This window comes from Bacillus sp. X1(2014) (assembly GCF_007678255.1).
The window spans coordinates 424,091-436,730 of sequence record NZ_VEED01000002.1; the positions used below are offsets into that span (position 1 = coordinate 424,091).

Below are 12,640 nucleotides of genomic sequence, written 5' to 3' on the forward strand. Positions count from 1 at the left end.
CCCTCCTAAAAATGCATAACTTTTTCGATTGCGTTGAATACCCGCTTTGGTGTAGGTAAATAATGTTCTTCGAGCGCAAATAATGGTACCGGTACATCAAAACCTGTCACGCGCTCAATCGGAGATTTTATATACAAAAATGATGTATCATTTATAATGGAAACAATATCATTACCTACTCCGCCTGTTGCATGGGCTTCATGAACAATAACCGCACGTCCAGTTTTTTGAACAGATTCTGCAATAATGTCCTTATCAAGTGGATAAAGGGTCCGCAAATCAATTACATCACAAGTTATGCCGTACTTTTCGGCCTGTTCCGCTGCTTTCATGGCTACCGGTACCATCGCACCCCATGCAAAAACAGAAACGTCATCTCCTGCTTTGAGCATTTTCCCTTTTCCGATTTCAACTATATACTTTCCTTCCGGAACCTCTTCACGGTTAGCACGGTAGATTCTCATAGACTCTAAAAATATGACGGGATCCGGATCTTCGATAGCTGCGATGATTAGACCCTTAGCATCGTATGCAGATGAAGGGCAAACAACTTTTATTCCGGGCATATGAGTAAACAATGCTTCCACACTGTCTGAATGAACTTCCGGAGCACGGATGCCTGCACCGTATGGAGCACGGATGACCATTGGAACTGTATAGCTTCCCATCGTACGCATACGAATGCGTGATACATGTGTCATGATCTGCTCATACGCCGGATAAATAAAACCAAGAAACTGCATCTCTACTACGGGTTTAAATCCATTGACAGCCATTCCGATAGAGGTTCCGATAATCCCTGCTTCGCTCAGTGGCGTATCAATAACGCGATCTTCCCCAAATTCTTCTTGCAAACCCTCAGTAGCACGGAATACGCCACCGTTTTTACCGATATCTTCACCAAGCAGAAGGACTTGCTCATCCTCTTTTAACATCGTGCGCAACCCATCTGTTACGGCTTGAACGAGTGTTAACTCGTTAGTTTTTGTAGTTTGGCCATCTGCCGGTCTGTCTACACTAAAAATCATTAAGCTTCCCTCCCGATCAATTGAAAATATTCCTCTTTTTGTTTCGCAATTGTCCAAGTCGGCTTTTCAAATACATTATCGAATAAATCATTAATATTTGGTTTTGGATAGCTTTCCATATCTTTTACTGCTTGTTCTACTTCGGTTGCGGTTTCTTCTTTGACCTTCATCACCCAATCTTCATCCCAGAAGCTATTTGCTTTCATAAAGCGTTCTACACGAAGAAGAGGATCTCGATTTTCTCGAATTGTGTCACTTTGGGACTGATCGCGATATTTAGTCGGGTCATCTGCCGTTGTATGAGCACCATATCGCCATGTCATTGCTTCAATTAAAGTTGGGCCTTCACCTTGACGGGCACGGTCTAGTCCTTCCATCGTTTGGAAATACACAGCAAAAATATCATTTCCATCGACACGGACACCCGGCATATCATAAGCGAGTGCTTTTTGGGCAATCGTTTTGGAATTCATTTGTTTTTTAATCGGCACTGAAATCGCAAAGCCGTTATTTTGATTAAAGAAGATAACTGGAGCTTTAAACACACTGGCAAAATTCAATCCTTCATGGAAATCACCTTCTGAAGTGGCACCGTCTCCAAAATAGGCAATCGCTGCATTTTTCGTATCTTTTCTTTTTTCCGCCATAGCAGCCCCTGCTGCATGCGGGATTTGTGTTGCAATAGGAACGGCAGGAGGGAAAATCTTTTTCCCTTCTTCAGGCACGCATCCCTCCACACGCCCATTCCAATATAAATATGTACGGGCCATGCCGGCTCCAAACGTTAACGTGGCACCATGGTCACGATAGGTAGGGAATACCCAGTCATCTTTTTCAAGCGCCAGTGCACTTCCAACTTGAGAAGCTTCCTGACCCTCAAACGGAGCATACGTTCCAAGTCTTCCTTGACGTTGCAAACTAATGGCTTTTCGATCAAAGGTACGAATGCGAACCATATTATAGTAGAATTTTTTAACAAGATCTTCAGTTATTTTATCTTTGTAATCTTCATTTATTAGTTGGCCGTATTCATCAACAATTTGAAATATTGGAAATTCCGTTAACATGTCATCACCTCATAAACAGAAATTATTATTTACGAATATCCCATTTAGGACGTTTGGTATGAGTGAAAAAGCTATTATGCTTTTTTCGGTCTTCTATTCGTTTTTCACATAGTCGGTTTGCGGCTTGAATGGTCGTGATATCATCCAACCCTGCCTGTCTGTACACTTCCAATAACGATGTGTAAATGGATCTTGTTTTCGATAATACACGCTCTTTATTGTAGCCATACTGTTCATCTGCTACTTGAATTAGACCTCCAGCATTTACAATGTAATCTGGAGCATATAAAATTCCTTTTTGTTTCAGTACTTCTCCGTGTTTCTCAGTAAGAAGCTGATTGTTTGCCGAACCAGCTACTGCCTTTACTTTTAACAGTTCGATCGTTTCATCGTTAATAATTCCTCCAAAAGCACAAGGAACAAATACATCTGCTTCTGCGGAATACACATCATTTCCACTTACTACACGAGCAATGCTTCCTAATTGTTTTGCACGGTCTTGAATGGCTTTTATGGCTTCTTCATTAATATCACTTACGTATAAATCAGCGCCGGATTCAAGCAATTGTTCGGCTACTTTGAACCCTACTTTTCCAAGACCTTGGATAGTGTAAGTCTTTCCGGAAAGATCATCCGTGCCAAAAACGACTTTATTCGTTGCTTTTATACCGTAAATGACTCCAAGCGCAGTCGGAATGGATGAATCACCGCCGCCTCCGTATGCTTCAGGAATTCCTACGATGCAATTTGTCTCTTTTGAGGCATGAATAAAGTCATCCATTGAAGTACCCATATCTGTTCCTGTGTAAAAACGTCCGTTTAAAGAATCAACAAACTGGCCGAAAGCTCTAAACATAGCCGGTGTTTTATCCGTTGCAGGATCACCGAAGATTACCGCTTTTCCTCCACCGAAATCGACATCGGCAGCAGCGCATTTATATGTCATCCCTTTAGATAAACGCAGTACATCTTCCAAGGCCTCATCCATTGTACGATACGGGCGCATACGGCATCCCCCCAATGCAGGTCCGAGTGTTGTATTATGGATGGCGATAATCGCTTTCAATCCTGTTGTCGGGTCATTGCAAAAAACAATTTGCTCATGCTCATGCATTTTTTCAATAACTGATTCAGTTTTTTGTACAGAATGTTCTAACACGTTCATTTAAATTACCTCCATTAGCACTGTGATTATAGTAGAAAATCATTTTAAAAAAAGAGAAAAAACAACGTCTTTTCCTGTGTTAATGATGAAGAACTTTCATTTTCGACGACTTGCTTGACTCTTTCTTCTCGAATGACCATCTCTGGCTGCCTGCTTTTCGCCTTGGTAGCGATTACATTTAATTAAATAGATGCTTGGCAGTAGATATCGTTTACAACAAACCCTTCTGCTGTTGATGCAGACAAATTAATCAGCACCTTCCAAAAACAATGGTCGAGTCTTTGAAATTACCCTGATTTGAAATAATACATAATCTTTTTATTTGTTTAAAAATTAGAAAGATTATGCTTCCATTTAATAATAAGCTATAATATAATTGAAAAACATACCAAAATGTATAAATTTTGGTGATAATCATTATATTTTGCATAAGTTTTTCAATATTTAACTTCATTTTTAAAAGGGGAATACTTCTATGGACCAATTAGATATTCGTCTGCTTGAACTTCTTCAAATGGACGGACGGATGACTTTAAGTGAATTATCTAAGAAATTATCCCTTAGTCGTCCAAGCATTACTGAGCGTTTAAAAAGGCTTCAAGATAGGGAAATTATTGAAGGATTCAGTGCCCGGGTATCTCTCGAAGGCATTGGACGTGATGTAATCGTTTATATTCAGGTAAGTGAACTCAAGTTATTATCTTATACAGAATTTGAGAAGCGGATTATCGATGACCCTGATATCATTGAATGTCATCGGTTAACCGGCTCAGTTAGCTATTTACTTAAGGCTGCCGTTACAGGGATGGATCATCTAAGCAGGCTTATTGACCGGCTAGCTCCTTACGGAAATGTAAATACATCAATCGTTTTATCATCACCCGTCTCATTTCGCTGCATCACTCCACATGACGTTAAGGAAGAAAAAAAGTAAACCTGGAGCAATGGGTATGAAAAATGGAAAAAGAAAGCAGCTTTTTATAACTGCTTTCTTTTTAACTCATCTAATGTCTTCCCATTTTTATATTTCCACCTCAATGTTTATTTTAAGAATCACATTTGTAATTTATTAATCAAATCTATGAGCTGAGGTTTTATAAGCTCATTTCCTTCCCCAGCTTGTGTAGCCCATTAACTCGACTCCATCTTCTATGACTTCCAGCATTTGTTCTAGGTGTTTCTTGTGGTAACTAATGCGGTAATCGTCTTGAATACTGCCGTCTTCCTCTATTTTGTCATTAGGTCCTAGCCCGTTTTCCACAATAAAAAGTTGAACCTGTCGTTTATTTCCTCACAATCATCGTGAATGAAGACAATAATAACCCCTTAAATTAAAGTCTTGTTAAGAGGCTTGGACATAGAAACAATGCCACATCAATTCCTTCAAGCTACCGTTTTCGAATTCGAACTCGCTCATCTTGTGCCATCCAGTAAAGGATTTGTAATACAAGATCGACTTTAAATAGCAAAAACACCTTGAAGTCTCAAGGCGTTCCTGCTAAAGATGGAATAATATTTACTTAATCTCTGCTGAAATCGGCCTTTTTTAATGGCACGATTTTTGTTTTGTTAATACTTTTATAGCCTAAATAACCTATTAAGAATAGAGGTAGTCCAATATAAGAAACCAATATCCCATACCAGTCAACCTTTGAGCCAATAAATGCTCCGTAATTTGTTCCAAGCATTGCGATTAAACATAATACTGTCGCCAAAATTGGACCTAATGGGAACCACTTAGCTTTATAGGGCAGATCTTTGAAATCTCTTCCTTGTGCAACATAAGCTTTACGGAATCGATAATGTGTAACCGAAATACTTAACCAAGAGATATAACCAGCTAAGCCAGCAGCGTTTAATAGCCAAGAATAAACAGTTCCATCACCAAAAAGGGAAGTAAGAAAGCACAGCATCCCAACAAGGGTTGATATGTATAGTGCGTTAATCGGAACTCCACCTTTATTTACTTTTTTCAAGAATGACGGAGCTTTTCCTTCTTCCGCCAATACCCATAGGACGCGCGAAGCGGCATATAAAGTGGAATTTCCTGCTGACAGAACTGAAGTAAGGATTACTGCATTCATGGCAGCCGCCGCAAAGGCAAGGCCTGCGTTTTCAAATACTAAAGTAAACGGACTCACTGCAATATTCTCTAAATCAGCGCTTAATAATTGAGGGTCGGTATAGCTGATTAAACATCCAATAATAAAAATCGCTAAAACATAAAACAATAATATTCTCCAGAAGATCTGTTTTACTGCCTTAGGTAAATTTTTCGCAGGATTTTCACTTTCACCGGCTGTAATCCCGACGAGCTCCGTGCCTTGAAAGGCAAATCCCACCACCATAAATACACTAAATATGGATAACATGCCGCCTTTAAATGGGGCTTCTCCTTTTGTGAAATTTTCAAATCCGCCACTATGGCCCTTCATAATTCCAAAGATCATTAGTAACCCAACAACAATAAATAATATAATTGTTGCAACTTTAATCAATGAAAACCAGAATTCTGATTCACCATACCCCTTAACGGATAAAAAGTTAAGACCAAAAATTAGTACAAGGAAACTGGCGCTCCAAATGATACCTGGGACATCAGGAAACCAATATTTCATGATCAATGACGATGCTGATAATTCCAAAGCAAAAATAATCGCATTATTGTACCAATAGTTCCAGCCAACTGCAAAACCCAATGCAGGGTCGACAAACCTTGAGGTATACGTACTAAAAGAACCTGAAATCGGAATAAAAGCCGCCATTTCTCCTAAGCTGCCCATTATAAAATAGACCATTATTCCTGCAATGATATAGGCAGCTAAAGCTCCACCTGGACCAGCATCATGAATCGTGGTTCCACTGGCTAAAAATAACCCTGTTCCGATTGTTCCTCCGATAGCAATCATAGTAAGATGCCGTGTTTTAAGCTTTCTTTCTAAATGTTCGCCAAACTCGTGTTCATGTACTGTTTCTTGGGCTTTAAGCGCCGTATTTTGCATAAAACACCTCTTTTTATAATATTTAATGTTAAATATTTGTTAGGTAAAATTTACTTTACACTTTCCACTTGCTCAAGTAATGTTGATAGATTCATTGTTTTCAGACCTTCAGCAGATTTTTCAATATCTTTTGAGAAAATGCGGTCTTTTTTAATAGAAGGAACAAGTTCTCTTCCTTTCTCATACAGCCGTTTTGTTTGGCTTGCCATTTTTTCAACTCCACGGTATTCAACCGCCTGCATCGCACAAATGAATTCAATTGCGAGGACTCTTCTTGTATTCTGAATAATTTGATGTGCATGCCTTGATGCGATTGTCCCCATGCTTACATGATCCTCTTGATTCGCCGAAGAAGGAATCGAATCTACACTTGCTGGATGTGCCAACGTTTTGTTTTCTGATACAAGAGATGCGGCAACATATTGCATGATCATAGCACCAGATTGTAGTCCTGGTTCAGGGCTTAAAAATGGCGGTAAATCATTTAACTGCGGATTGATTAACCGTTCAATTCGTCTTTCAGATATATTTGCCATTTCCGCAACAGCAATTTTCATAAAATCCATTGCAAAAGCAATTGGCTGTCCATGGAAGTTCCCACCGGAAATGACTTTTTCACCGTCATCGAAAATTAGTGGATTATCTGTTGCTGCATTCATCTCAATCTCTAATTTTTCTTTTACATAATCAAGTGCTTGCCACGTAGCACCATGAACTTGCGGGATACAGCGGAGCGAATAAGCATCCTGTACTCTCAATTCGCCCTGTGTCGTCGTCAATAAACTATCACTTAGGTAACCTCGGATTCGCGCTGCAGTATCAATTTGCTGTTGATAACCCCTTGCGATATGAACCTCTTCAGCAAAGGCATCAATAATCCCTTGTAATCCTTCAATGGTCATAGACGAAATTAACTCACTTTGGTATGCGAGTTGTTCTGCTTCTAGATAGCCGACAACTCCCATCGCAGTCATCGCTTGGGTTCCATTGATAAGAGCAAGACCTTCCTTTGCCTCAAGTGTTACTGGGAAAATTCCTTCTTGCTGTAAGGCTTCAAGTGAATCCATTCGATTTCCTTTATAAAATACTTCTCCTTCACCGATTAGCACTAACGCCAAGTGTGAAAGCGGTGCCAAATCTCCGCTTGCTCCAAGGGAACCTTGCTGCGGAATCACAGGGATAATATTCTTGTTTACTAAATCTAGTAACCTTTCAATAACAAGCGGCCTAATTCCAGAAAAGCCCTTTAAAAGTGCGTTAGCGCGAAGAAGTACCATTGCTTTTGCGACAACCTCTGGGAACGGCTCACCTACGCCGCAAGCATGTGAACGAATTAAATTAAGCTGAAGATCTTGAACATGATCTTTATCAATAAGGACATCACTAAATTTTCCAAACCCTGTTGTAATCCCATAGACTACTTTTGATTCTGAAACAATTCTTTCTACAGCTTCCCGACTCTTTCTAGCAGCCTCTATACTCATTTCTGAAGCGCTTACCTTTTGATTCCCAAATAAAATCTCCTTCATTTGTTTCAATGTTAAATTTTGACCTGTTAATGTTATCATTAATCCCACTCCTCTATCACTTTAGTATAATAAAGAAAGAGGCTGGATTCCGATTCCTATTAGAATTGGATTCCAGCCTCTTTTTTTCCCATTTTTGAATTTGTAACAATTTTTATACGCTGCCTCATGCGTTATCCTTCCCTTCTTGATAGTCTATTATTCTATTACCATGATAATTATATGTGATATAAATCTTAATAGTCAACAGGAAAATCCCATATTTTACCACGATAATACTTTAGCACAATAGTTAATGAAAGGGAGTAACCACAAAAAATGGGGTCAGTCCCCCGGTGAAGTAAAGCTTTAACGCACCAGGGGACTGACCCCAAAATCTAGATCCTATCTATCAATGGTCTTTCGCAGCACTGATACCATACCCCGTGTTTGATTTATATACAACTTCTGCAAAGCTTTCTGCATTCGATTTTCCTCTAGACAGAACGGTTCCTAAATATGCGCCAAGGAAACCTAGCGGCACCGTATAAATAGTTGGATTTAGCATCGGGAAAATAGGTTCCCCGGTAAAAATTGCGGCTCCCGGCGTTGGACTCCATACATTCGGGCTCAATAACACAAGGACAACGGAGCTGATTAATCCAATCAGCATCCCTGTAATAGCCCCTGTTGAATTAAAGCGCTTCCAATAAATTGTGCATAAAATTACAGGAAGATTTGCACTGGCAGCAATACCAAGAGCCAATACAGACAAGAAAGCGACATTTAATTTTTGGGCAGACAATGCAAGTAAAATGGAAACAACAGCTACTCCGATCGAAGCAATACGTGCTACAAATACTTGCTGCTTTTCTGTTACTTTTCCGCCCTTAATGATTTCTCCATAAATATCATGGGCAAACGCAGATGCGGATGTGAGCACAAGTCCGGAAACTACTGCAAGTATGGTAGCAAAAGCAACGGCTGAAACAAAGGCAAATAAAAAATCTCCACCCATCGTTTGCGCCAACAATGGTGCTGCCATGTTTCCAGCAGGATTCGCCGCAACAATATTTTCAAATCCTACAAATGCCGCTGCACCGAAGCCTAAAAAGATGGTCATAATAAAAAATGCCCCAATGAACCATGTTGAATAAACGACTGATTTACGTGCCGTCGCTGCATCCTTTACAGTAAAGAAACGGACAAGAAGATGCGGTAAACCTGCTGCCCCTAAGACAAGTGCCATATTAAAGGAAATCATATCCAGCCCATCTTTGTATTTGTTTCCTGGATTCAAGAACTCTTCTCCTAATGGCGTTGCGGATTTTACATGCTGAAACATATTCATAACACTGAAGTCAAATTTAGCAAACACAATAAACGTTATAACAAATGATCCGATGAGCAATAAAATAGCTTTTGTAATTTGCACCCAGCTGGTAGCGGTCATTCCGCCAAAAATTACGTAAATCGTCATCAGGATACCTACAAGCAAAACGGAAGTCGAATAATCGATTCCAAGCAGCAACTTAATAAGTCCGCCTGCCCCAACAAGCTGAGCAATCATATAAAAGATGGAGATAACCAGCGTGTTAGCAGCAGCTACTCCTCGAACTTTTTTGGAATTGAAGCGTGCCGTAATCATGTCGGCCATTGTGTACTTTCCTAGATTTCGAAGTGGCTCAGAAACCAGATAGAGCAAAAATAAAAAGGCAACTAGATTTCCGATACTCATGTAAAATCCATCAAACCCCACTAAAGCGATGGCTCCTGTAATCCCCAAGAACGAAGCGGCAGACATAAAATCTCCGGCTACCGCCAGACCGTTTTGCCATGCTGTCAATCCTCCTCCGGCTGTGTAAAAATCGCTTGCATTTTTTGTTTTTTTAGAGGAAAGATATGTGATGACCAATGTTAAAGCGATGATTCCCAGGAATAAGGATAATGCCAATAGACTCATTAATATAATTCCTCCTTATGTTTCGCTAAGATAGCCGCTGCTGAATTATCAAATTTTTCAGATTTTTTAATGTAGACAAAACCGCATATCCATACGAGTACAAATTGCAGTAATGCATAAACCCATGCCCATGTCATATGGCCAATTGCCTGATAGTTTAATACTTTCGTATAAGCAGCTAAAATAGGTAAGGCAAAATAGAATAAACAGAAAAAGACGGCCATTGGCAAAATAAATGATTTCTTTTGCTTTAACAACGTTTGAAAATCATTCGTTTGGATCAGTGATGTGTAAGAAGCCTTTTGTACTTTCTGCGTGTGTAGTTTCTGTTCTTGAAATTGAACTCCCATACATGCTCCCCCTTTTATAACAAATGTAAATAAATAACTATAAACACTTGTTATACAATTAAATTCTCCGAATCGAAAACTTTCTCACAAAACCCTTAAAAGCAAATATTAACTGTCAATTTTTCTATCTATCACTCTCCTGTAGATTTAAAAACACAACATTTATTTAACAAACAAATAATAAACGACGTTTTAAAATCTGTTATACTATCACTTGATAAAAATACCATAGGATTGAACATTTGTAAATAAAATTCAGATATTTCTGAACAAAATTAGTTTTCTTCTATTTTTTTATAAAGGAAACTTCCATCAGCGAGGGTCTTACTGCCCGTTAACTCAGTATTTAATCTATTAGGGCAAAGCGTGGCATGCCAATAAGCCCAAAGGAAACTACCTTTGGGCTGGCATTATAACGGCTTTGCATTCGGGAAGAAACCTTAAAGTAGTTTCTCGAACTCTTATACATAATTAATTTGACAAAGGTGTTTTTTGTTTATTTCAAAATAATTAGGTCCATTGCTACTCTATTAATTTGTCTGCTCGCTTCTTCCATCATGCTGTCCAACAGCTCTTTTACGCTAGGGATGCCAGAAATCAATCCTGCTACTTGTCCGCTATTAATGAATCCGTTTTCTAAGTCTCCTGCTATCGCTCCAGTTACATGCTGTTTTTCAGACGTCATCTCATTATATTGTTCTAAAGTCATCCCTTGTTCTTCTATATTACGTAATTTGTGTGCGTATGGGGTTTTTAACATTCTTCTTACACGCCCTACAGAACGCCCTACAATGACTGTATCGGTGTCACTTGCGTGAACCAAATTTTGTTTATACGTGTTATGAAAAGGAGCCTCTTTCGTAGCAATCAGCCGTGTACCGATCTGGACACCACTTGCCCCGAGCATCAACGCCGCCGCCAGGCCTTTTCCATCCCCAATTCCCCCAGCTGCAAGTACCGGAATGGTCACAGATTGAGCAATTTGCGGAATCAGTGTGAAGGTTGTCAGTTCAAGATTAGAGTTAATCCCAGCTGCTTCAAATCCTTCCGCTACTAAGATATCCGCTCCTGCTGCTTCTGCTTTTTGCGCATGCTTTACAGAAGCGACAACAGCAATTACTTTTACACCATGATCGTGAAGAACCGGAATAATGGGCGCAGGATTCCCTGCAGATAATGATACAACTGGAATATGATGTTTTATAACCAACTCTACTAGTTCCTTTACAAAAGGTGTAACAGTAATGGCAATATTTAAAGCGAATGGCTTATTTGTTCTCTTTTTCGTTTCTAGAATAATGTTTTCTACTTGGTCCGGCGCCATGGTACCGCTTCCAATTGTCCCTAATCCTCCCGCTTCTGATACAGCCGCCGTAAGGGGCGCATTGCTGATGTTTCCCATGCCCCCTTGTATGATAGGGTATTTAATATGCAATTGTTCAGTTATATATTTCACTTTTACCACTCCCCTTATAAATAATGTTATAATAGAATCAACATAAACACAATCATAATCATACAAAAGGGGACATAATATGCTTAATTTACAAAAAGGAAAACTCAAATAAAAAACTCCTAAAGGAACGCTTCCCTCTAGGAGTTTTTTATTTGTTCGCTGATTAACAGATGGTCAGAAGCATCATACGATTGATCTTTGCGCCTTAAATCATTATCCTCCTGGAAGACCTCTTCAAAGAAACGGTTAGCCGGCTCAGCTAATAATTTATAATATTGACTAAACAACAACGCCGCATGGTTACCGCTCCAGCGCGCAGGTAAAAGCTCCTTCGGCAATCCTGGATCAGTGAATAAAAATTTCCGATACTCGTGAACAAGATTCGTTCTCTCGACAAAACATTCCGCATCCGTCATCTCGCCTCTTTGCATGATACTTTGATGCACAATGTATTTCCTGCTGTAATCCGAGATAAATTGCTCATACTTTTCTTCAATCTCAGATAAAGGCCAACTTCTCTCAACAAGCGATTGGCTTTCCTTCGGCCCCTTATATTCTGATAAAAAGAAATCAACGTATGGCCTAATATCATATTTGTCGATTAAGAGCTCAACTTCCTTATCTAAGGCGTTGGGAGATATCCAGCAGCCGCTGGCAAAACTTCCAAAGCCACTCCATAGTAATTCTTTTCTAAGTTCATCACGAATTTGTCTTTTTTCTTCCGGAATGGTATACATAAGGATTCTCCACTTTCCATCCCATTCATGAGGATTCAGCTTGAAAATTCTCCCCGCGGCTTCTTCCATGCGGTTATCACCGCGAGAAGTTAGAAAATAATAACTTTTATTCCCCTTTTTCTCCGACTGAATCCACCCTAGTTTCAACATACGCGAAACAGCTACACGAACAGCCTGTTCATTATGTCCAAATTCTTTTAACAAGCGTATTAAACTTCCAATCCAAATTTTATTTCCATAATGGCGTAAGTAATCGCCATAAATCGTAAAAATCATGGACTGCGTATTAGCAGTACTCATTTTATCTCACTCTTTCTGTTTGCACCGCCTGTATATGTTTTGTTTCAAAAAAGTGGAGCGCTCGAGA

General features: G+C 39.5%; 10 protein-coding genes and 1 pseudogene. 1 reads left to right on the plus strand and 10 read right to left on the minus strand.

Going from position 1 to position 12,640, the window contains the following annotated elements:
* Nucleotides 1-5: 5 nt before the first annotated feature.
* The 3 genes from FS608_RS05985 to FS608_RS05995 are packed head-to-tail and all read right to left on the minus strand — an operon-like array spanning nucleotide 6 to nucleotide 3,260.
* On the minus strand, nucleotides 6-1,028 hold the full coding sequence (locus FS608_RS05985; RefSeq protein WP_144548339.1) for an alpha-ketoacid dehydrogenase subunit beta: 1,023 nt from the start codon (nucleotides 1,026-1,028) through the stop codon (nucleotides 6-8).
* On the minus strand, nucleotides 1,028-2,095 hold the full coding sequence (gene pdhA / locus FS608_RS05990) for a pyruvate dehydrogenase (acetyl-transferring) E1 component subunit alpha (protein WP_144548340.1): 1,068 nt from the start codon (nucleotides 2,093-2,095) through the stop codon (nucleotides 1,028-1,030). Before pdhA ends, FS608_RS05985 begins: the two co-directional genes overlap by 1 nt.
* A 25-nt stretch (nucleotides 2,096-2,120) precedes the next feature.
* Nucleotides 2,121-3,260 carry a Leu/Phe/Val dehydrogenase gene (locus FS608_RS05995; RefSeq protein WP_026567687.1) on the minus strand — a complete coding sequence of 380 codons (1,140 nt, stop codon included), beginning with the start codon at nucleotides 3,258-3,260 and terminating at the stop codon, nucleotides 2,121-2,123.
* A gap of 475 nt (nucleotides 3,261-3,735) precedes the next feature.
* On the opposite strand from FS608_RS05995, the gene FS608_RS06000 reads away from it, so the two are divergent.
* Complete coding sequence (locus FS608_RS06000) at nucleotides 3,736-4,194, plus strand: Lrp/AsnC family transcriptional regulator (RefSeq protein WP_144548341.1); 459 nt, start codon at nucleotides 3,736-3,738, stop codon at nucleotides 4,192-4,194.
* A 177-nt stretch (nucleotides 4,195-4,371) separates the two neighbouring features.
* Here FS608_RS06000 and FS608_RS06005 read toward each other — a convergent pair.
* The 7 genes and pseudogenes from FS608_RS06005 to paaX all read right to left on the minus strand — a co-directional run.
* Nucleotides 4,372-4,539: pseudogene (locus FS608_RS06005) on the minus strand (family 1 glycosylhydrolase); the annotation flags it as partial.
* Nucleotides 4,540-4,780: 241 nt separating this feature from the next.
* The gene (locus FS608_RS06015; RefSeq protein ID WP_144548343.1) at nucleotides 4,781-6,262 is read right to left on the minus strand and encodes an amino acid permease; all 1,482 of its coding nucleotides are present in this window, start codon (nucleotides 6,260-6,262) and stop codon (nucleotides 4,781-4,783) included.
* 50 nt (nucleotides 6,263-6,312) lie between these two features.
* Complete coding sequence (hutH, locus tag FS608_RS06020; protein WP_144548344.1) at nucleotides 6,313-7,830, minus strand: histidine ammonia-lyase; 1,518 nt, start codon at nucleotides 7,828-7,830, stop codon at nucleotides 6,313-6,315.
* Nucleotides 7,831-8,179: 349 nt separating this feature from the next.
* Nucleotides 8,180-9,730, minus strand: a complete 1,551-nt coding sequence (locus FS608_RS06025; RefSeq protein ID WP_144548345.1) for a solute symporter family protein — start codon at nucleotides 9,728-9,730, stop codon at nucleotides 8,180-8,182.
* Entirely contained in the window at nucleotides 9,730-10,080 is a 351-nt protein-coding gene (locus FS608_RS06030) for a DUF485 domain-containing protein (protein WP_144548346.1), read from the minus strand. The genes FS608_RS06025 and FS608_RS06030 overlap by 1 nt, the downstream gene beginning before the upstream one ends.
* 496 nt (nucleotides 10,081-10,576) lie before the next feature.
* A complete protein-coding gene (locus FS608_RS06035) occupies nucleotides 10,577-11,536 on the minus strand; it encodes an NAD(P)H-dependent flavin oxidoreductase (protein WP_144548347.1) in 960 nt (319 codons plus the stop codon).
* 137 nt (nucleotides 11,537-11,673) lie between these two features.
* On the minus strand, nucleotides 11,674-12,573 hold the full coding sequence (paaX, locus tag FS608_RS06040; protein WP_144548348.1) for a phenylacetic acid degradation operon negative regulatory protein PaaX: 900 nt from the start codon (nucleotides 12,571-12,573) through the stop codon (nucleotides 11,674-11,676).
* Nucleotides 12,574-12,640 lie beyond the last annotated feature (67 nt).